Annotated in this window: 17 protein-coding genes and 1 pseudogene; 3 read left to right on the top strand and 15 right to left on the bottom strand. The window is 39.9% G+C overall.

Annotated elements, in window-relative coordinates; translation table 11 throughout:
- Window positions 1-8 precede the first annotated feature (8 nt).
- On the bottom strand, window positions 9-794 hold the full coding sequence (locus tag ACQKKK_RS17335) for an SDR family NAD(P)-dependent oxidoreductase (protein ID WP_427617629.1): 786 nt from the start codon (window positions 792-794) through the stop codon (window positions 9-11).
- 313 nt (window positions 795-1,107) lie between these two features.
- Between ACQKKK_RS17335 and ACQKKK_RS17330 the strand changes: the two genes are divergently transcribed.
- Window positions 1,108-2,547: a sigma-54 interaction domain-containing protein gene (locus ACQKKK_RS17330; protein ID WP_427617627.1), complete on the top strand. Its 1,440-nt coding sequence runs from the start codon at window positions 1,108-1,110 to the stop codon at window positions 2,545-2,547.
- A gap of 763 nt (window positions 2,548-3,310) precedes the next feature.
- Here the strand turns inward: ACQKKK_RS17330 and ACQKKK_RS17325 are convergent.
- The 6 genes and pseudogenes from ACQKKK_RS17325 to speB all read right to left on the bottom strand — a co-directional run bounded on the left by ACQKKK_RS17325 (window position 3,311) and on the right by speB (window position 7,883).
- The gene (locus tag ACQKKK_RS17325; protein WP_220126990.1) at window positions 3,311-3,403 is read right to left on the bottom strand and encodes a putative holin-like toxin; all 93 of its coding nucleotides are present in this window, start codon (window positions 3,401-3,403) and stop codon (window positions 3,311-3,313) included.
- A 162-nt stretch (window positions 3,404-3,565) separates the two neighbouring features.
- Window positions 3,566-4,064: pseudogene (locus ACQKKK_RS17320) on the bottom strand (NAD(P)-dependent oxidoreductase).
- A 116-nt stretch (window positions 4,065-4,180) separates the two neighbouring features.
- Window positions 4,181-4,450 (bottom strand): hypothetical protein, encoded by a 270-nt coding sequence (locus ACQKKK_RS17315; protein WP_427617625.1) that lies wholly within the window; start codon window positions 4,448-4,450, stop codon window positions 4,181-4,183.
- 92 nt (window positions 4,451-4,542) lie between these two features.
- On the bottom strand, window positions 4,543-5,349 hold the full coding sequence (locus ACQKKK_RS17310; RefSeq protein ID WP_427617822.1) for a class II aldolase/adducin family protein: 807 nt from the start codon (window positions 5,347-5,349) through the stop codon (window positions 4,543-4,545).
- On the bottom strand, window positions 5,349-6,788 hold the full coding sequence (locus tag ACQKKK_RS17305) for a sodium:solute symporter (protein ID WP_427617624.1): 1,440 nt from the start codon (window positions 6,786-6,788) through the stop codon (window positions 5,349-5,351). The genes ACQKKK_RS17310 and ACQKKK_RS17305 overlap by 1 nt, the downstream gene beginning before the upstream one ends.
- A gap of 96 nt (window positions 6,789-6,884) precedes the next feature.
- A complete protein-coding gene (speB, locus tag ACQKKK_RS17300) occupies window positions 6,885-7,883 on the bottom strand; it encodes an agmatinase (RefSeq protein ID WP_427617622.1) in 999 nt (332 codons plus the stop codon).
- Window positions 7,884-8,183: 300 nt separating this feature from the next.
- Between speB and ACQKKK_RS17295 the strand changes: the two genes are divergently transcribed.
- Window positions 8,184-9,587, top strand: coding sequence for a sigma-54 interaction domain-containing protein (locus ACQKKK_RS17295; RefSeq protein ID WP_427617621.1), 1,404 nt, complete (start codon window positions 8,184-8,186; stop codon window positions 9,585-9,587).
- A 955-nt stretch (window positions 9,588-10,542) separates the two neighbouring features.
- On the opposite strand, the gene ACQKKK_RS17290 is transcribed toward ACQKKK_RS17295, so the two are convergent.
- Together ACQKKK_RS17290 and ACQKKK_RS17285 are read right to left on the bottom strand one after the other, a co-directional pair.
- Window positions 10,543-10,671, bottom strand: coding sequence for a hypothetical protein (locus ACQKKK_RS17290; RefSeq protein WP_427617619.1), 129 nt, complete (start codon window positions 10,669-10,671; stop codon window positions 10,543-10,545).
- A 317-nt stretch (window positions 10,672-10,988) separates the two neighbouring features.
- Window positions 10,989-11,168, bottom strand: coding sequence for an IDEAL domain-containing protein (locus ACQKKK_RS17285; RefSeq protein ID WP_427617617.1), 180 nt, complete (start codon window positions 11,166-11,168; stop codon window positions 10,989-10,991).
- A 477-nt stretch (window positions 11,169-11,645) separates the two neighbouring features.
- Here ACQKKK_RS17285 and ACQKKK_RS17280 point away from each other — a divergent pair, with 477 nt between their 5' ends.
- Entirely contained in the window at window positions 11,646-12,944 is a 1,299-nt protein-coding gene (locus tag ACQKKK_RS17280; protein ID WP_427617615.1) for an MFS transporter, read from the top strand.
- 104 nt (window positions 12,945-13,048) lie between these two features.
- On the opposite strand, the gene tnpB is transcribed toward ACQKKK_RS17280, so the two are convergent.
- The 6 genes from tnpB to ACQKKK_RS17250 all read right to left on the bottom strand — a co-directional run bounded on the left by tnpB (window position 13,049) and on the right by ACQKKK_RS17250 (window position 20,682).
- Window positions 13,049-14,254 (bottom strand): IS200/IS605 family element RNA-guided endonuclease TnpB, encoded by a 1,206-nt coding sequence (gene tnpB, locus ACQKKK_RS17275; RefSeq protein WP_427617613.1) that lies wholly within the window; start codon window positions 14,252-14,254, stop codon window positions 13,049-13,051.
- Window positions 14,255-14,482: 228 nt separating this feature from the next.
- On the bottom strand, window positions 14,483-15,169 hold the full coding sequence (locus ACQKKK_RS17270; RefSeq protein WP_427617611.1) for a YjjG family noncanonical pyrimidine nucleotidase: 687 nt from the start codon (window positions 15,167-15,169) through the stop codon (window positions 14,483-14,485).
- A 234-nt stretch (window positions 15,170-15,403) separates the two neighbouring features.
- On the bottom strand, window positions 15,404-16,888 hold the full coding sequence (locus tag ACQKKK_RS17265; RefSeq protein ID WP_427617609.1) for a sodium:solute symporter family protein: 1,485 nt from the start codon (window positions 16,886-16,888) through the stop codon (window positions 15,404-15,406).
- Window positions 16,885-17,073, bottom strand: a complete 189-nt coding sequence (locus ACQKKK_RS17260) for a DUF3311 domain-containing protein (RefSeq protein ID WP_427617607.1) — start codon at window positions 17,071-17,073, stop codon at window positions 16,885-16,887. Before ACQKKK_RS17260 ends, ACQKKK_RS17265 begins: the two co-directional genes overlap by 4 nt.
- A gap of 546 nt (window positions 17,074-17,619) precedes the next feature.
- On the bottom strand, window positions 17,620-19,380 hold the full coding sequence (locus ACQKKK_RS17255; protein ID WP_427617605.1) for a CocE/NonD family hydrolase: 1,761 nt from the start codon (window positions 19,378-19,380) through the stop codon (window positions 17,620-17,622).
- A 219-nt stretch (window positions 19,381-19,599) separates the two neighbouring features.
- Window positions 19,600-20,682 carry a tartrate dehydrogenase gene (locus tag ACQKKK_RS17250; RefSeq protein WP_427617603.1) on the bottom strand — a complete coding sequence of 361 codons (1,083 nt, stop codon included), beginning with the start codon at window positions 20,680-20,682 and terminating at the stop codon, window positions 19,600-19,602.

Here is a 20,682-nt window from a genome sequence, read left to right as displayed (position 1 = left end):
CTCCTTTCTTAGGCAATGACCAAACCCCCACAAACTCGAAGCACCTGTCCAGTGATATAATTCGAAGCTGGGGATGCAAGATATAGAACAGCTTCGGCAATGTCTTCCGCTGTACCCATCCGTTTAATCGGCTGATTGTCTAATGGGTAGTTTAGGCTTTGTGTCATGTCTGTCTCTATTGCCCCTGGGGCCACACTATTACAATTTATCCCATGAATCCCGACCTCTTTTGCAACCCACTTACTAAAAGCGATTACACCGCCTTTTGAAGCCGCATACGCAGGACCTGAACGCCCGGTGTCAGACCCCTCCAGATTGGAAATCGGTCCTCCCATAATTCCAGATATCGAGCTAATATTTACCACTTTTCCGTATTTTCGCTTCATCATATGGGGGTGGATGGCCAACTGAGTAAATAAAAATGTTCCTTTCAAGTTGGTATCTAAATCTCTATACCAATCCTCATCAGTAAAGTTTTCCAACCCCTTACGACCGCATGTACCAGCATTATTAACTAAAATATCAATCCTCCCCCACTTATTAACGCTTTCATCGATAACCGACTGGACTTCCTTCCTATTACGAATATCGATTTGGAAAGACAAGGTCTCGCACAATGGAAAATCTTCTTGGATTTTCGTAAGGATGTCATTAGCTGACAGCAAATCGACAATCACTACATTTGCTCCATTTCGAGCTAAGGTATATGCACATGTAGCACCAATTCCACGCGCCGCTCCAGTTACAATCGCTACTTGTCCTGTTAAATCTTGTTTTTCATTCAATCCTGTCATACCTCTCCACTCCTGATTATAAAATTTTGTTTTTTATACAGCTACATCAGTAGGTAATCTAAAAAAACCAAATAATTTCTCTCTTAAGTAAATATGCTTAGCTCCTTCCACCTTTTCTCATATTTTTACTTATGCAACATTTGTGCCAAAATCAAATAATCCATTTTTAATGCATTCGAGAGAAGAGAAAAGTGGATATCATAAGTTTGAATAGTAACAAAATTCAGATTTTATTCTTGTAATAGCAATTCTGCCATGGCAAAATTGCTATTAATATGGCATTATTGCCATATTCGGAAATGGAGGAGAAAGAATGCAACGCTCTGAACAAAATCAAGATAAAATGCCCGTAATCAAGACAGCTGCTAATTCCGAATTACTTCTCGAGAAACTGATAGGAAGTTCATATGATGGGATAACGATAACTGATCCACAAGGATTTACTATTTGGTATAATGAATCATTTTTACGCATTTCAGGTTTGCAACCTGACCAATTAGATAATCACACGGTATATGAACTTATCGAAATGGGTTTGTTGGCTAATTCAGCATCAAAGGAATCCATTTTAAAGAAGAAAACCGTCACCATGGCCGTTACATACTTAACAGGAATAGAAGCATTGATTTCCGCTTCTCCTATTTTCGATAATGAAGGTGAATTAGTATGCACAATTGGAAATGTAAGAGATTTAACGGAACTTAACCGGCTTAAACATCAGTTAGATGAAACGTATGCTCTTACTGAAGGATACAGGCAAACACTACAAGAGGTTCAGTTAACAAGTGCGGATGGCAACCAAATCATCTATCGAAGTTCATTAATGGAAAAAATCGTTACTCTTGCTCACAAATTCTCTGCAGTGGATACCCCTGTTTTAATTTTAGGAGAATCGGGAGTTGGAAAGGATGTATTGGCCAACTACATCCATTTCATTAGTAAACGGGCGACTGAAGGTACCTTCGTAAAAATAAATTGCGGAGCGATCCCTGAACATTTACTTGAGTCAGAGCTATTTGGATATGAAGCTGGCGCCTTCACCGGTGCGGTTCGTCAAGGAAAAGTTGGACTGTTTGAAGTGGCCAATAATGGTACCATCTTTTTAGATGAGATCGGAGAAATGCCTCTATCGCTTCAAGTGAAACTATTAGGGGTTTTACAAGATATGAAGATTCAAAGAGTGGGAGGACATAAACAGATTCCAATTGATGTAAGAATCATAGCTGCCACAAATGCAAATTTAGAAAAAATGATAATTGAAAAAAAATTTCGGGAAGATCTCTATTTCAGATTAAATGTTTTGGCCATCAACATCCCCCCTCTTCGAGATAGACCGGAAGATGTATTTGCTCTTTTAGTTCACTTCCTTGATATGTTTAACACCAAACACAAAATGAACAAGTCCTTTTCTCCTTCATCCATAAACCTTTTACTTTCTTATCAATGGCCAGGAAATATCCGGGAATTAAAAAACTTAGTTGAACAGCTTCTCATCATATCCGATGAGAATGTGATTAATGAATCATTAGTTCCAATCAGAATTCGTAGTCAAAGAAATCTAAAACAAGAAACTCTACCAGATGATTTTGTCCCAACAAATACTGAGATGCCTTTAAAGAAGCTAATCAATGAATACGAAAGGAAAATTCTTTCTTATCATTTATCGAAATATAAGCCCATGAAGCTTTGTGCAGATGTGCTAGGGATTGATCTAACCACTTTGGCCAGAAAGAAAAAGCGATATAATCTTTGAAAGCATAAAGATCTCTTATTTGGCAAACTTATGATGAATAACGGTCTACTTCCCAGCATAGCTACATGAAGTTTTTATCCGAAAACCAAATAAATATATTGAACTAATAAGAAAAGTCGATTTCTCTATAATAGAAATCGACTCAGTTTGTAGACAAAAGGAGTTCTATCTAACTGTTACGACAAAGTTGATTGGAACGGAAGGTGCGAGACTCCTGCGGGAAAAGCGCGTCCAAGGGAGACCCCACAGGCGCAAAGGCGCCGAGGAGGCTCCCGGACCGCCCGCGGAAAGCGAGTACCTGGAGTGGAAATCAACGTTCGAATTTTTTTAAAACCCTTAAAAAGACTGTAAACAATATCGATTTCTCTATAATAGAAATTGACTTACAAAAATAACACATCATAATAGCCCAATTGTTATAATTTTGATGATTGATTCTGCTATGCCAGATAAAAATAAGTAAGTTGAATCATCAAGGATAGTCTGTTATAAGCTTAAACGAATAGAGAATGAAACCTGAGGTAGTACTAATTTATTAAGATTGAAGCATAAGTCTATGCAGTATTCAATGCGGGCCTTAAGTTCAAGAGTATCTTGTTGCAAGGCGATTAAAATAAGACCTATACAACAAAAAGAACACCTTATATTGGTGTTCTCTGCAAGTTTGAGGAAATCATACCTTCTATTAAAACCCGGTATTTTTTAAAACGCTTCCATTAATCAAACACAGCGGCCTGGCTTCTCATAAACATATTCGTTATCTTCAAGGATTCTTGTCATGATTTTTGAAATCAAGAATAGCAATTACAAACATGCCAAAGCTTAGCATTAGGGAAATAACTTCGAAAGTACCCATTCATACACCGCCTCCTTACATCCAGCTTTTCCTTATCAGAGATTGTCCTATACAAGAAAAACATGAAGGCAGTACCTTTTATTCAAAAATAAAGCAAACCCCAATCAGGGTCTGCCCTCCTACTCCATTCGTTGAGGCCTTCCTTTTCATAGCCCATTCCTGTTAATAACCCAGTCCTTTTTCCACCACGTTCATGAGGGGCTTACCGTCAGGAAACAGCTTTAAATTTTTCAGGAATAACTCCATTAAACGATCTAGATGTTTGGCAGAGTTGTAAGCATTATGTGAGGAAACCATGACATTTTCCAGCTGCCAGAAAGGGTGATCCTCAGATAAAGGTTCTACTTCAAACACATCGAGCGCCGCTCCTGCTATGTGCCCATTTCTCAAGGATTCAATTAAATCTTCATCCACAATCGTATTACCACGGCCGACATTAATTAAATGGCTGCCTTTTTTCATTTTTTTTATGCGTTCTTCATTTAAAAAATAAGAGGTATCTTTCGTAAACGGGAGTGCCAATAACGGTCATTCCTAGTCCTTTACATCTCTTTGCTATCTCAAAGCCAATATCACCATACCCAATTATCTCCACTGTTGAATTCTCAAGGTCTTTCACAGGGATATCAACCCAATTTTTGTTTATTTGATTTCTGATCATTGTCGGCACACCTCTTGCTAACGAAGATAGCATCGCAATTGTATGCTCGGCTATCAGGACAGATGAGCAGCCTTTGACATTAGTGATAATGACATCGCTTTTTTTGATATCTTCATTCAGCATGGCCTCCACTCCCGCACTGTCCGAATGGATCCATTTAATTTTTGGGGTTTTTTTAAAAATGCTAAGATTATCATGGAGTCCCAGCGTATAAAGGATATCAAACTTTGATAGATCCACTGTTGGCTGCGGTTCAGGTTCGCCGAATTCCTATGGTTTTTTTCGATAACAACTTCAGAACAAATCTCCTTAAACTCATCGATGTATTTCTCCGGTATATCGACCCTGATATAAAGTGAAGGTGCTATTTCCTTAGAATCGGACATTATTAAACCTCCTCAAGAACCTGCGATTCCTTTTTCCCTCTTTGATGAGCGCAATCCGTTTAATGTTTCGTGTCTATCCCTGTGCTTTATAATCACTTCAAGAAATCCGGTTGCTCTTTTCTAATTCTATCCCAAAGAGGCTGAAAACTCAGCCATCCCTCATATTCCGTTCCCGTTTGTTCTGCTGTTAATTTTGCATACTCCTGTTCTATAGAAATGGGCTTACCTACTGATTCAGCCATTATCTGTGCTTGACATGAACGTTCCATCGTTATGAACCACCAAGCAGCTGAATCTACAGATTGGCCCACCGTTAACAATCCATGGTTGCGGAGGATGACAGCTTTGTATTGACCTAGAGCCCTGGCAATGCGTTTCCCTTCTTCAGATGCATAAACCACACCAGTAAAATCATCAAATAATGCATGGTCATTGTAAAATTGGCAGGCATCTTGCGTAATCGGATCTAACAGTCTCCCTAAAGAAGACCATGTCTTTCCATAGACCGAATGAGCATGTGCCGCTGCAATGGCATCCGGTCGTGCTTTATGAATTTCCGAATGAATGGCAAAAGCAGCACCATTCACTGAATGTTCACCCTCTACAATATCACCTTTATGATTAACCAATATAAGATCTGAAACGGAAATTTGACTAAAATGCATCCCAAACGGATTGACCCAGAAATGGTCTGTATATTTTGGATCACGGACCGTAATATGGCCAGCTATCCCTTCATCGAAACCAAACTTTGAAAAAAGACGGAATGAAGCTGCCAACCGTTCTTTCCTGTGATTGCGCTCTTCTTCCATTGAATTGAATGTTGCGGGTTGCAGGGAAATTGTCTTTGTCATTTTTCTTTCCTCCTTGATTCTTTTCTGTTTTTTGGGGTGAACCATCAATTAGCCAGGGTGTCCATGTCAGCTTTACTCTTAACATCATGCCTTTCCTCACTTTTGTTCTCGTGATGATTTTTCGAACTTAGAAAAGTAAGTGTGGTGATGACGGCAAAACTAGTAGCGAGCCCGTACAGAATTGGTTGAGTGGAGGAAGGTCCATTTATCACCAATCCAACAATAATAACGACCATGCTGGCCAGGATGGAGTAAAATGCGGCTGTAGCCGTGACCCTTTTCCAAAAGAAGCCAAGGATGATTGGAAAGAACACAGCACCGGATAAAATTGCGTAAGCTACATCCAATGCAACTAAAATATCTTGAATCCATATCGAAACGATTATGGTCAATACACCAATTGTTAAAGTCGTAAGCCGGGATGTTTTTAAAAATTGACGTTCACTCATTCCTGGCCCGATATATTTTTTAATGATGTCATTAACAACTAAAGTGGAAGAAGCAAGCAACGTTCCTGAAGCTGTGGACATAAGGGCAGATACCACACTCGCAATGACAACCCCCAATAGACCAGGAGGCAAAGTTTCCATCGCTATACTGGTAAAAGCGTTTTGTGGATCTCCTAAATTAGGAAGGATAATAAAAGCGCACATTCCAATGATACTGATTGCTATCGCATAAAAAACACTATATATCCCCGCTCCAACCGTTCCGCCACGAGATATCGTTTTGGTTCGTGCAGTAAAAAGACGCTGCCAGATATCTTGTCCAACAACAACCCCTAAAGTAAATAGTAAGAAGTATTGAAAAATTGTCTCTCCGCCAATGTTGCCTAACTCGAAATGGGATGCAGGGAGATTTTCATTAAGCGCTCCCCACCCTCCAGCCTTAGAGATGCTCAATGGAAGCATGATAAAGAAAATACCGATCGTCATGATGACGAATTGCACGACATCAGTCATGGTTACTGACCACATACCTCCTAATATTGTATAAAATAAAACGATTCCACCCCCGACTATCATGGAAACCGTTAAATTCCAGCCAGCCAAAACATGTAATATCGTCCCCATCCCAATCACTTGCGTCACAGTCAACATGAAAGTATAGATAACCGAGACCAGGGCACTGATCAATCTTGTTTGAGAATTGTAGCGCTTCTCTAGCATTTCACTGATCGTCAGTACTTTTAAATCAAATATCTTATTTGTTAAAAACAACCCGATAGCAATAATGCCAAGCCCTATCATCACCACTAGCCAAATACCGGATATCCCAAACTGATAACCTAACTTTGCTGTTCCTAGAGTGGAAGCCCCCCCTAATATCACTGCAGCTAAACAGGATAAATACATAAAATGCCCTAGATTACGCCCTGCGACAATGAAATCATCTGCCGTTTTTGCCCGTTTGGATCCGATTACTCCCACAATGATTAAAACAGAAAAATATAGAATCATGATCGATATATCCAAAATATGCATTTACACATCTCCTTTTGGGGTTCTCTTGTTTTATATCGCTTTGTAAAGGGGGAAGGAATGGATTTCACCGTTCCTCCCTTCAATTTAAATAGGGAACTAGTTGTTAAGCTGTGTTTCCAGATCTCCCGTTCTCTCTATTTTCTCCAGTTTCCCTTTCTTTGCGAGAGCGATGAGTGTGATGAATTCATAGACAATATTAGCCGCGGCGGCAGCCGTGATTTGTCCGTGATCGTATGATGGTAAAACCTCAACAAGATCGAATCCTACAAAATCTATATTCGTCAATCCTCTTACAAAGGCTAAAGCATCATCAATGCTTGCCCCTGAAACCTCAGGGGTCCCCGTTCCAGGTGCATAGACGGGATCTAAAAAATCAATGTCAAAAGATAAAAACACCGGGCCCTTCGCGACACGCTCATGAATGACCTCTAGCATCTTTTCGACCCCGATGCGTTTATAATCGTTCGTCGTATAAACCCCCAAACCTAAATTCCGGGCATCCTGAAGATCTTCCGGTCCGTAAAGACCACCCCTCATTCCAATTTGAAGAGATCGCGATATATCGATAAGACCCTCTTCTATTGCCCGGCGAAAAACGGTTCCGTGATTATACTTTTGGTCGAAATAACTATCCCAAGTATCGGAGTGAGCATCGAATTGAAGCAAGGCAACTGGACCATGTTTTTTTATGATTGCGCGTAACTCCCCTAGAGTAATAGAATGATCGCCTCCTAATGAAATGGGAATGATCCCTTTTTCAATGACGGGGGTAAGCTCTTCTTCTATCTTTTTATAGGTTTCAGAAATATAACCAGGAATGATCGGAATATCCCCATAATCAATCCCTGATATATAATCAAAAATATTAATATCTTGTTCTGGATTATAAGGACGTAAAAGGATTGAAAAATCGCGAATGGCTTCTGGTCCGAATCTCGCACCCGTTCTGAATGATTGCCCGGAATCAAAAGGAATTCCCGTAATGACAAAATCCATATGTTCATCTACCTGTTCAACAAATGGAAGCCGCATAAACGTACGTACTCCGCAAAAACGGGGTGATTTGAATGAGTCTTTCGGTTGATACTTCATCATGTAACATCCTCCTAAATTTCAACTTATTTTCACTACATTGCAATTTCATGATGTTATATGAACTTCCATCTTTTCTACACTAATAACACCCTTGTTTGGAAATTCTCTTCTTACCTTTTAGATAAGCAAGATTCACGCCAACTATTTCGCTGCGGTTTATAAGGCTTTTCAATATTCTGTTTCATCAAATGATCAAAGACTTAATCATTTTCTTATTTTTTGATCTAATTTTTGATTATTCCGACTTTTTGATTTATATTTTAATTAATCATCATCCCAAAACCAAAAGGAGCGGAACTCATGTATGACGATATGCTGGAGGAAGAACTTAATAAAATCATTGAAACATCGAATAATAACATCCTCATTACCGATCAAGATGGAATCATTTTATATTCCAATCCAAAGCTTTGGGAGATTTATGGTATGGAAAGTGACTCTTATATCGGTACCTCTGTCTATCAATTAGAAAGGGAGGGCCTTCTCACACCATCCATCAATGCGATTGTTTTAAAAGAAAAGAAAGCGAAGCGTATAATGCAACATACAAAAACAGGTCATGTTGTCATTTCGACTGGCTATCCCATTTTTAATAAGGACGGACTTCTCGTTAGGGTAATCAGCTATGGTCAGGATCAAACCGAGATTCTGCAATTGCAAGATCAATTTGAGCAATTACAACGAAAAGTAAAAGGCTATCAAACCGAAGTCGAGGATTTAAGAGAAAAGGAACTGGATTACCATGACATGATCGCTAGAAGTAATGAAACGAAGCAGATTTTAAAAACGATCCATAATGTTGCAAAAACCGATGCCACGATTCTCTTATTAGGACCATCCGGGGTAGGGAAAAGTACTTTTGCCCGTGCTGTTCATGACCAAAGCAACCGAAAGAAAGAACCTTTTATCGAAGTGAATTGCAGCACGATACCTGATAGTTTGTTTGAATCCGAAATATTCGGCTATGAGCCGGGGTCATTTACAGGGGCAGATAAACAAGGAAGGCAGGGCCTGATTGAGCAGGCTGACAGCGGAACTCTTTTCTTAGATGAAATCGGGGAACTCCCACTTGCCATGCAAGCTAAATTACTGAAAGTGTTACAGGAAAAAAAGATAAAGCGCATCGGCGGAAAAAAAGAAAACCATATTAACTTCCGTCTGGTTGCAGCAACTAATCAAGATTTGAAGGAGATGGTAAGTCAAGGCAAGTTTAGATTAGACTTATTTTACCGTTTGAATGTGATTCCCATCCAAATTCTAGCTTTGCATGAACGGAAAGAAGATATCCCCCTCTTAATACAACATTACTTACAGAAAACCAATGAAAAATACCAGAAATTCAAAAAAATCCATCCATCGACTTATGAAGTTTTGACCCATTATAATTGGCCCGGAAATATACGAGAATTAGAAAACCTAATTGAACGGTTAATCCTGACCATTGAAGAGCCAAATATATTTCCCGAACACCTTCCCCAATCCATCACAGGGCAAATAGAACAGCCTGAAGACTCCACTTTCTTGGCAATTGAACAAGAATGTGAAGAGAATTTCGATTTAAAGAAGACACTGGAAAAGGTTGAAATGCAACTGATTGAAAAAGCATGGAAACAATGTAAAACCACCTACGAAATGGCAGACCATTTGGGCGTCAGTCAGCCAACGGTCATCTATAAATTAAAGAAATACAAAAAGTATTTTTAAATTCATCTGGATTAAAATCCTTGAAACGATGAATGGTGTTCCTTAGCCTTTAGTAATAAAATGCCATTCAAGCTAAGGGAGCTTTTGAAACCTTATATGCCAGTTGCCATAAACCAATGACAATAACAATAAAAAAGCCATAATACATACAATAATCAATAAAAAAATCCACATTCAAGATGAATGGGATTCACAAATATCTTTTATGTTTTCATCTAATTAATGTTAAAGATTTGCAGGCTTATATTAACTAAATGAATGATCGTCAGTGAAGCTCCTGCTCCAAAGACAACGGCGACCTCTAGACCAAATACCTGAAGGGAGATTGTATCATCTGCTTATAAATTAACACCCACATCATTATTATAATTAGAAATTGAGTCTGCAGTTGATAATATGGAGCTGCGAATAGGCGCAGCACCCTTTAAAATCAAATCAACCTCGAACCAACAACAATTCCTTCCAGTTGGCCTGTTGTTGATCCTGTCGCCCAGTTAATCCCGCTCGGTTGTTCCTGTATTTTTCCTTTTTCTTTTTTTTAGATATATCAGGACATAATTGGAAAAATCTCAAATATATATCAGAACGAATTTTTTCATTTCAACGGTTCCGCCTAAAAAAACAAAAGATATTTTACTATATCAACAGAATAGAATTACATAACCTAATCAAATCTGAATACATCAACAAAAAGAGGCACCCATAATGGGAGCCTGAATTTTAGTGAAGGTAAAGCTATTGTATGTAAACGAAGACCATTCCGCATCTCTATCCGATGCGATAGTTGCGAAATAAGATATTCTGCCCAGTCACTTTAGAGATATCTTTAAGCCTTTTAATGCGTTTAATGAGGCTTTGACTTAAGGACACTGACTTAAAACTGGAAATGCCAAAAACAAAATAAAAATGAATCAGGAAGTCATGCATAATTTCCCGATTCATTTTTGACATTCATTTACCTTTTATCTTTAATGCTTTTGGGAACATAGTCATTCAGTTTATTAAATAAAGAAGTAATGTAGGAGCTGAGCTCGAATCGATCCTCCTGAATAAATTCAGCCAACGACACTCCATCCTTTTTCATATCTTTTCCCCCTTTTAGCATTCTATCCTGGTGTATATACCTTCCAGCCTCAGCCTCCACTACCTGTGAATCCAGTCATTGGCGCACTTACAATATCTACTCTCCATCGTTTTCTTTATTTGATTATCATGATTACATAGGAAAGCGCTTACAATGTAAAGTATTATAATACTATGGATTCCTATTTACTTATGTTTCAGATTAAATAAAATTTCATCTTCATCATATTTATATTATCAAGCTGCACTGGCTTCTATATGCGTATGAGCTTTTCTTTTATTTCATAACTACTTGTCTTTTTCACAGTGTGCAAAATTTCATGAAATGCCCTTCAATATTTCAGTTAAACGTATGAACTCATCCTTATCATGATTCTTTAATGAATCATCGATCTCTTTTTCGATTTGTGCTTTCCGGTAATCACTAAGGGCTTTTTTCAAAACCATTTCAGCTATCTCTTCAGGTTCCAGCGATGTTCCTGGCAATTGCTTCTCCATACGAAACCAACTCCTTAACCTTTTTTCTATTATACTAAGTAACTTGGAGATTATTATTATTTATTAAAAACTTATCCTTTCTGTTTTTTTATTTCCTTATCCACATGATTTCCACATCGCCAATCTTCTATACATAAAAAATACTAAATGATTTGAAGTGAATGTTATTCTCCTCTTAAGTTAAAAATTTTCCCTTGCTTTGGCTTCACCATTTTATCCGTGAAGGTCTGATTTGTTTATTTCCATTACTTTAGAATTAATTATATTCGAATACAGCTGATAAGAGCTAAGTTATTCGCTTCATTTTTTCTGAAAAATCAGAAATATATTGACTGTGATGAATAACCCCTCTAAAATAATCTAAATAATCCAGTTTTTTACTTATATTTCTAACCATCGATTTTGTTCATTCAATGTAAGTGCTTTATTTATGAAACCATTTTTGAGGTAAAACTATGCATTAAAGGAGCATTATCCATGAAAAAAAGTCGAGTTCTTTTCGCTAGTTTAGCCGGTTCCGTTATCGAGTGGTATGATTTTTATTTATACGGGACAGCAACCGGCCTAGTTTTTACAACTCTATTCTTCCCCAATCATGATCCTGCAATTTCACTTCTTCTCGCCTTTGTCACTTTCGGGGCAGGTTACGCAGCCCGTCCAATCGGGAGCATCCTCTTCGGTCATATGGGTGATCGCATCGGACGGAAGTCAGCACTCATGTTTACACTAATCGGCATGGGCGGGAGTTCAATGCTTATCGGTTTTCTGCCCACATATGCCCAGGTTGGTTTGGCTGCACCCGCTATCTTGGTAGTGCTGAGGTTGATTCAAGGAATTTCCTTGGGAGGTGAATGGGGCGGAGCCATCCTATTGGCAACGGAATCTGCTCCAAAAGGTGTCCGTGGATTATATGGATCCATTCCCCAACTAGGGGTTCCCATCGGTTTAGTTGCCGGTTCGTTCAGCCTAACCCTTATAAGTTCCTTGACAACCGATGCCCAATTTTTATCTTGGGGTTGGCGAATTCCCTTCCTTTTAAGCGGTGTACTGATTGCATTGGCAATCTGGGTAAGGAGTGGAATTGAGGAAACGACGGAGTTCCAGCAACAGAAAGATAGCGGTAATCTTGCAAAGGTTCCCATTATTGAAACGTTGAGGCACGATTGGAGAAGTGTCCTGCAAGTAATCGGACTAAAAATTGGGGACGGGTTCTTCAATGTATTCATCATGTCCTATGTTCTCGTCTTTACCACAATGTATTTTGGTTATTCACGAGATTCAGCCTTGACCGCTTTAACGATTGGCTGTGCTACAATGCTAGTTACCATTCCTGTCATTGGTTACATTTCTGATTTTATCGGTCGAAAAATCATCTATTTGGGGGGCCTGATTCTCCTTTTCATCTTGGCTATCCCTTATTTCACAATGATTGGGCAAGGTGTCGGCTGGTTCTACTTTATGCAGGCAATTGTGCTTGGAGTCATCTGGGGAGCCATTTTTTCTACACAAGGAACATTATTCTCAGAGCTCTTTCCAGCAAAGGTCCGTTATACTGGATTATCCGTCGGATATCAGGTCGCGGCAGCCATTGCAGGTTTCGGTCCCCTCATATGGACCACCATGGCGGAATCATATGGCCCATCCCCTTTGGTATTTGGCGGATTCATGATGGCAGGCCTCGTAATCTCCCTAGCACTCTGTCTGCTATTACCGCATTCCAGTAGAATGATCGAAACGGATCAAACTCTTAAACCCAATGAGCTGGACTTGAACTGACTCTAAAATCCCTGGCATAATTGAACTACCCACCACTTATCGACTTTACAGTCTGATTGAAGTGGGGGATTCCTAAGAACATTAGCCTATCGGCCAATTTATAATTAGGCTATCCCCGTAGTTCCTACGGTTAGAAGCCTTATGGCTTCGTTCATTAGATTGAGTCCTGCGTTAATATCTCGATCGTGGTGAGTAGAACAAGAAGGACAATCCCATTCACGAAGATTCAGATGTTTAACGTCTTTATTTTGGTACCCGCAGCCAGAACACAATTGGCTAGAAGCAAACGTTTTAGATACGGTCACGATTTGTTTACCATACCATTTTGCTTTGTATTCCAACATTTTTTTGAAGTGGTACCAAGATACTTCACTAATCGCTTTAGCTAGTTTGTCATTTTTCATCATATTCGACACTTGCAAGTCTTCCATTCCAATAACATCGTGGTTTTTGATGATTTCGGTTGAGACTTTATGTAAGTAATCCATTCGGGCATTTGAAATTTTCTCGTGTAGGATGGTCACTTTTCGTTTTTGTTTTTGATAGTTTTTGGCTTCAGCCAATGGTTTATTTTGATTCAAGGCTATTTCTTGTCGCCTTGAAAGAATCCGTTGTTCTTTGGCCAACTTTTTTTCGACCGTCCGGAAGAATTTTGGGTTTTGATAGACCGTACCATCTGAAAGGATCGCAAAGTTCTTCAAACCAAGATCTACACCGCACGAACGATTCGTTTTAGGAAGTACGGGTACATTGGTTTCCGCTAAAACGGAAATGAAATATTTACCCGAAGGGTTCCGCCTGATTGTGGCATTGATGATTCGCCCTTCGACTTCGCGGCTTTTAGCAAAACGAACGAGACCTAGTTTGGGCAATTTAATTTGGTTTCCAATCATTCCGATATTTCCATTCGTATGTTTAGTCGTGTAGGATTGGACCGGATTCTTTTTCGATTTGAAGCGTGGTGACTTGTTTTGTTTTTTATAATATCGACTATAGGCATCAGCTAAATTTTCCACCGATTTCTGTAAGGCTATACTGTCTACTTCTTTCAGGAAAGCATACTCTTTCTTTAAAGCGGGAAGTTCTTTGATTGTTGCGTATTTTTTCACAAAAGAGCCTTTCCATTCATTAGAGGGTAATTGGCCGTTTTGCTTCATTTCTTCACAGATATACCAGTAAGCATCTTTCTCATTTTGTTTGCCTAAAAAGAAGTTATAGACAAAACGAGAACAGCCAAACGTTTTATTGATAAGAACTAATTGTTCTTTCGTTGGATAGATTCGGAATTTATAAGCCTTGTTTACGACCATTCATTTCACCCCCTTATTGTTATTATCAACCAGGGAACGTACGTTTGTCAAAAGAATACTTTGGCTTAGACCAACCGCCATTCATCTCCCCCTTACCGTTGGGCTCTCGCCCTTCGAACGCTTGAAGAGGGAGTCTTCTGGCGGGAAATGATAAAAACAAAGGCTGCATGTCCTATCACTGGACAAGCGGCCTCTATTTTTTGGAACGCGGATAACTCTTTAAACTTCCTAACTTCCTACAATCCCTAAAAGATCAGTCAGCTTCCGGATTTCATAGGTTGGCTTGATTCCTAGAACATTATCCTTTTGATGGGGATTGTACCAGCAGGTGTCCATTCCATAATTCAATCCACCCTGTATATCTGATGTCAAGGAGTCACCCACTATCAATGCTTTCGATTTATCTGTGATCTTTAACTTGGAAAATGCATAATCAAAAATCCCTTTATCAGGCTTCTGAAACCCAGCCTCTTGGGAAACTATCAAATGCTCAAAAGTATGGCTAAGAGGAGAACCCCCGATTCTTGCTGTCTGCACTGACGTAAAGCCATTTGTTATAATAGCCAGCCGGCATCCTTCAAGCTTCTCGCAAACCTCTACAGCCCCTGGCATTAGATGTATTTCCTTTCCCAAATATCCCAGATACGCACGGCTGAATGCATCCGCATGGATATCAAGCCCATGCTTAAGGAATAACCGCTTAAACCTTTCCACTCCCAGATCTGTTATATCAATAAGTCCCTGTTCCAGATCTCTCCATAATCCTTTACTGATTTCTTGATAGCATCCAACATAATCTTTTACCCCCGTGGGCAAACCGAACTCCAAAAAGGCTTCCTGCAGTGCCTTTTTTTCCGATATTCCAAAGTCTAGCAATGTATCATCTACATCAAATAAGATAATCTCGTATTTCATCGCTGCCTCCCATAATCATTTTAGTCCAACTTAACACATTTCCTTTAATTACGTATTAATCATGCAAATTCATGGTAAATATATTCTGCAATCTTGGAAAACTACAAAAAGGATAGCTTCAAAAGGCTATCCTTTTTGTATAGTTCTTTATAGAAGGTGCACCTCAGTTCTTTATCGATAGTGATGGAAGATAAGGAGAATAGGATGGTTTCTAATATACCACGCATCCTTTGATCAAGAAGTGATTATTCGTTTAACCGGCTCTTCTTCCTGAATCATTCGTTGGTCTTTTCTTGTGAAAGCACTGACAGCCAGCATGATGATAAAGTTAATGGTAATGGCGACGATCCCTATATCAAGATCCTGTATGAAATGTGGTGCCTTCGGTAATAAAGTGGCCATTGTTGCCTCTGCCAGAGTAAAGTAAGCGACCAACACCACCCCTAAAATCATTCCTGCAGATGCCCCGGCTTTACTTACCGGATTTCTCTTAAGCAAGCTGAATACTAAAGGAGGGAAAATTTGCAGGACAAAACTGTAAGCCATGGTCAGTAACGCAATCATCGTATTACCTCCATAGAATGTAAAGATTAAGGATACGAATGATACGATTGGAACAAATATACGGGTTAGTTTGGCAAGCTGTTCATTCGTTGTGTCAGGCTTAACAGCTTTATAAATATTCTTTGATAAAATCGTGGCTGCCGTCAAAATTAACATCGAGCATGGTACAAGGGCTGCAAGCATGCCTGCTGATCCGACAACGCCAACAATCCAGGGCGGGAAAGCATCTTTCGCGATTTTAAATAAGGCAAGGTCCGTATCTCCGCCTTGTAGATTCGGTATCTGCAAAACCGCCGTAAAACCAATAAAAAGAATGAAGACCAGAATGATTTGATACAGCGGTAAAATGGCAGAGTTTTTCCTGAGAGCTGATTCGTTTTGGGAAGATAAACTCGCTCCAAAGCAATGCGGCCACATATATTGGCCCAATGCGATAGTCAGGCAAAGGGAAATATACCAAGAGATGCTAAACCCTTCATCCGGAAGCAATAAGAATCCCGGTTTAGTTGCTTCTAGAGTTTCGAACATTGGTTGTATTCCACCGAAGTAATGTATTGGCAAATAAATGCCCAAAAACACAATTACGACAAGAATGAGGATATCTTTCAATACTGCCGTCCAAGCCGAACCATGAATACCTGACACATATACAAAAACAGTTACGCAGAGCATTCCGATCCAAACAGCAACCGTTGGGGGAATCAATCCATATGATGCTTCGGAAACGATGATTTGAAAGCCTTTTAATTGTAATACGATATAGGGAATCATTGATAGGACCCCAATAACAGCAACCAGAAGTCCCAATGGCTTACTATTATACTTTTTTGTAAAAAAGTCAGATTGAGTCAGCACATTATGTTTTTTCGCATAGCGCCAAATAGGGGGCAAAATCCAGAAAGGAACGATGTAAGTAAGAGCGCAAAATATATAGATAGTGGGACCGCCCATACGGTATGCCGCTCCGCTGGCGCCAAGAAACACAAAAGTCGAAAACATCTCTCCTGCCATCAGAACGAACATGATTAAAGAACCGAAGTTCCTTCCCCCGACTGCCCACTGGTCAAGCTTCATTTCGCGCCCCTTTTTTGCGCGGATACCTAAGTAAAAAGCCAAAACAAGAGTCATGATGATGATTAATATGGAACTGTTCATTTATTCTCCTCCTTTTTATCACAGATCACACTGCTAATATAAAGGCAGATGGATGTCAAAATAAGCCAGGCTGTGGACCAAAAGATAATGAAAGGCAAACCGAATATATATGGCTCCACACGGTTAATCACGGATAATGAGCCAATCGCGGGTATGACGCTGAGCAACACAATGATTTTCTTCAAATTGAAGTCCCCCCTCTTAATAAATCTGTTAATGAAACGACTGTGAAAGCGCTTAAAAAAGTGAGTTATGCACCTTGTTCGTTAACCACCTTTACAATGGCACTAGCTTCACTACTAACCTCAAAAAAAAAACAATATTACAAATTTTCAAACTACTATTATCGTTTCTCTCTAAATTAAGGTTGCAGGTCGGATTCCAGTGTAATCACCTTTTCCTTGGCGTACATATAGCATAAGAGACAAAATTATGCATCATCTGTTATGTCATTTCCTTATGCCTGGAATCTATTATATTGGATGAACTTATCCCCCTTCCTTTTATTATTTGCAAGAGTTATGCCAACCGCTTTTATTCATAGCCATTCACCCTATAACCTTATTAATACTAGTGATTTAAGAATCCCAATGGCCTTAATATTTTGTTTTTTTAATATTGATCATCTGTTTCCTGAGTTTTAATCACCTCACCTGAACTGTTTTTAACTCATTAAACAGGTGACAATGTTGAAAACAAAACATAAGGAAGTCTCCTCCCTGCATTTATAATCATTTTTCACTTGTAGGAATAATTGGCAATAGAATGTGAGAAGGAAATTCCCTGCTATGATAAATCGTTTGTCTGGCCGTTTTTGTTTCACTGCTTACAATCATTGATTTCCCTGTATTCGGGTTGGGTGCATATTGTGGGAAACTGCTTGATGAAATTTCAAGCAAGATTCGATGACCTGGAAGAAATACATTGCTTGTAGCCCACAAGTTAATTTCGTATTCAACGATTCCCCCATCCAGTTCTTTTTCAGCTCGATGGCCGTTCCGGTATTTTGCGTTGACGATTCCCTCGGTTAAAATAAGCGCTGTGCCATCCGGTGATTCATCCACAAGCTTTGCAGTAAAATCAGTGTCCGCTGCGTCAGTTGATGCAAACAACTTCACTTTAACCGGACCTGTTACTTCAAGTGCTTCTTTCAATGGCTCAGAAGTATAAACAAGCACGTCGTTCCGCTTTTCGATTTCGCTCTGATCATATGGCCCCATTGTAAGCGGGCCGGAAAAAAGTGTAGCTCCACCCTTTGTCGGTACAGGGTTTTGGGGATCATATATATATGAATCCGTCTTTTCACCCTCCTGCTCATTTCGGCTTAGGCGCCCATCACCTGTTTTCGTATTCGCTTTTCCATTACTGTGCAAATAATAACTCGTATATTCAGTCCGTTCAAGTGGCCATTCCATTTCATCACGCCATACATTAATCCCCATCACAAATATTTTCACGGGCGCTTCCTTCTCAATACCATTTTCGATGCCTTTTAGCCAGTGATTGAACCAGCGAATATGAAGGGTGGTAATATCTTCCTCAAGGTTAATCCAATCCCCGGACGCGTGCACTCCAAAAGAGCGTTCACCCTGGACCGAGGAAAAAAGGCCATGGCTCCATGGACCAACAATTAGTTTTTGAGTATTGCTTAGTTGGCCATTCACTTTATTCATTTCCACGTAATTTTCCAGAGTAGGGCCGATAAAACAATCATACCAACCGCCCAAATGAAAAGCAGGCAGCTGTATCCTATCAAATCTCCCAGTAATACTTGAATTCTGCCAATAGGTTTCGTCTTCGATTGGGTGATTCAAATGTTCAAAGAAAAAATTATCTTCGTCCAGAACCTTTAATGGCGGCCAATCATTAATAGGTGCATATGCATACAATTCCTCAATATTGTTGAGGGAGTCAGCAAGCATTCGAAATTCTGAAGACATTTCCTTATTTTTTTCATACTTCCGCTTCAGCAAATCAGGCACAATCGATTCCAATGTCCACGTTTCAAATAGTCCGAGAGCAAAAGCCCCATTACGATAAACCGTACCATTTCTTTGGTCATTCAGCGTCATTGCTGGAAAAATGGCGATTAAGTGTGGAGGTTTTTTTTCTGCTGCAAGCAGCTGCGTGTATCCATAATAGGATAGGCCAAACATGCCCACTTTTCCCGTGGAATACGAGAGTGAAGCCGCCCATTCCACTGTGTCGTATCCATCATCTGCTTCCTGGCTGAATGGCCGGAATTCTCCTTCTGACTGAAATCGTCCTCTCACATCCTGTACGATGACAACGAACCCATTTTCAACAAGACGATGTGTGTCCAAATAACGATGTGAATAGAGCGGTAAGTCCTTACTGTACGGAAGCCTGGTCAATAACACCGGAAAATGCCCAGTCAAATTAGGTCTGTATACATCCGCATAAAGTACGGTGCCGTCCCTCATCGTGCATGGCACATTTTTTTCGACAACTATTTCAACTTTTTTCATCATGACCGCTCCTCTTAGCTATACCATTGTTTTGAGTTAACTTTGACTTTGTATTAATGATCCCCATTCCGTGTTCCTTTCGTAAAAACAAAGAGACCAAGTGCTTTTCTTTCCAAGCCTTGGCCTCTTCCTTTTTTATAAACGATTGGCTTAACACTTGGATGCATCATTATATTCCGGTGACCATTCAAGTATATTGAATGATCCTTTATCAATTCACCGTCAGACCTTGGATAAAATGATTGACTCGATGATTTCCGCTACCCGGTCCCCCACTTCAGAAGTGGATGCCGTGCCATTCATATCGGGCGTGAGCACCCGGGCCTCCACGAGCAGTTGCTCAATCGCCTCAAGAACAATCTTACCAAGTGATTCATAGCCAAAAAAGTCAAGCATTTGGCTTGCTGACCAAATGGAAGCGAGCGGATTTCCGATACCTTTTCCTGCAATGTCAGGAGCTGAACCGTGAATTGGCTCGAACATCGATGGAAATTCCATTTCAGGATTAATATTGGCACCGGCAGCAAGTCCGATCCCTCCAGCAAGCGCGGCCCCTAAATCCGTTAAAATATCACCGAACAGGTTCGAAGTTACAACGACTTCAAAACGCTTCGGATCTTTTATCATCAGCATTGCCGCTGCGTCGACAAGATATGAAGCCGTTTCGACTTCAGGATATTCCCTGCTGACCTCTTCGAATACTTGATCCCAGAAAACCATTGAATAATTCAAGGCGTTGGCTTTGGAAATGCTCGTCAGCGATCTGCCTTCTTTTTTTGCGGTTTCAAAAGCATATCGGATGATCCTTTCCGTCCCTTTACGGGAAAACACACCGTTTTGCAACACCACTTCGTGTTCCTGACCTTTAAACAGCCAATCTCCTGCACCTGAATATTCACCTTCACTGTTTTCGCGGATGAACAGCATATCAATATCTTCACGTTTCACATCAACGAGAGGCAAGTGAGCCCCTTTTAACAATGTAACGGGCCGGATATTGACATACTGATCAAAACTTTTGCGGATTTTCAATAATAGGTCCCATAGTGAAATATGGTCTGGAACGCCAGGAAACCCGACCGCCCCCAAATAAATCGCGTCAAACGCTTTCAGCTTATCGATCCCATCAACATCCATCATTCTACCATTTTCGGCATAAAATTCGCAGCCCCATGGGAAGAATGTGAAATCCAATCTAAAGCCTGAATCAAGTTCAGCCACTTTATTTAATACTTTTATCCCTTCATTAATCACTTCAGGGCCAATGCCATCTCCTGCGATGACCGCAATTTTGAATTGTTTCAT

The sequence above is a fragment of the Peribacillus sp. NPDC006672 genome, assembly GCF_050274955.1.
In the GTDB taxonomy this organism is placed as follows: domain Bacteria; phylum Bacillota; class Bacilli; order Bacillales; family DSM-1321; genus Peribacillus.
Note: the sequence above shows the minus strand (reverse complement) of the source record. Positions and strands in the feature narration are given on the sequence as shown.

What these genes read in the sequence shown, in the direction of transcription:
- ACQKKK_RS17250 (WP_427617603.1), bottom strand. Translation starts at nt 20,682, where the DNA reads ATGAAACAATTCAAAATTGCGGTCATCGCAGGAGATGGCATTGGCCCT.
- ACQKKK_RS17280 (WP_427617615.1), top strand. Translation starts at nt 11,646, where the DNA reads ATGAAAAAAAGTCGAGTTCTTTTCGCTAGTTTAGCCGGTTCCGTTATC.
- ACQKKK_RS17270 (WP_427617611.1), bottom strand. Translation starts at nt 15,169, where the DNA reads ATGAAATACGAGATTATCTTATTTGATGTAGATGATACATTGCTAGAC.
- ACQKKK_RS17265 (WP_427617609.1), bottom strand. Translation starts at nt 16,888, where the DNA reads ATGAACAGTTCCATATTAATCATCATCATGACTCTTGTTTTGGCTTTT.
- ACQKKK_RS17305 (WP_427617624.1), bottom strand. Translation starts at nt 6,788, where the DNA reads ATGCATATTTTGGATATATCGATCATGATTCTATATTTTTCTGTTTTA.
- tnpB (WP_427617613.1), bottom strand. Translation starts at nt 14,254, where the DNA reads ATGGTCGTAAACAAGGCTTATAAATTCCGAATCTATCCAACGAAAGAA.
- ACQKKK_RS17335 (WP_427617629.1), bottom strand. Translation starts at nt 794, where the DNA reads ATGACAGGATTGAATGAAAAACAAGATTTAACAGGACAAGTAGCGATT.
- ACQKKK_RS17285 (WP_427617617.1), bottom strand. Translation starts at nt 11,168, where the DNA reads ATGGAGAAGCAATTGCCAGGAACATCGCTGGAACCTGAAGAGATAGCT.
- ACQKKK_RS17290 (WP_427617619.1), bottom strand. Translation starts at nt 10,671, where the DNA reads ATGAAAAAGGATGGAGTGTCGTTGGCTGAATTTATTCAGGAGGATCGA.
- ACQKKK_RS17295 (WP_427617621.1), top strand. Translation starts at nt 8,184, where the DNA reads ATGTATGACGATATGCTGGAGGAAGAACTTAATAAAATCATTGAAACA.
- speB (WP_427617622.1), bottom strand. Translation starts at nt 7,883, where the DNA reads ATGATGAAGTATCAACCGAAAGACTCATTCAAATCACCCCGTTTTTGC.
- ACQKKK_RS17310 (WP_427617822.1), bottom strand. Translation starts at nt 5,349, where the DNA reads ATGGTTCACCCCAAAAAACAGAAAAGAATCAAGGAGGAAAGAAAAATG.
- ACQKKK_RS17325 (WP_220126990.1), bottom strand. Translation starts at nt 3,403, where the DNA reads ATGGGTACTTTCGAAGTTATTTCCCTAATGCTAAGCTTTGGCATGTTT.
- ACQKKK_RS17255 (WP_427617605.1), bottom strand. Translation starts at nt 19,380, where the DNA reads ATGATGAAAAAAGTTGAAATAGTTGTCGAAAAAAATGTGCCATGCACG.
- ACQKKK_RS17315 (WP_427617625.1), bottom strand. Translation starts at nt 4,450, where the DNA reads ATGTCCGATTCTAAGGAAATAGCACCTTCACTTTATATCAGGGTCGAT.
- ACQKKK_RS17330 (WP_427617627.1), top strand. Translation starts at nt 1,108, where the DNA reads ATGCAACGCTCTGAACAAAATCAAGATAAAATGCCCGTAATCAAGACA.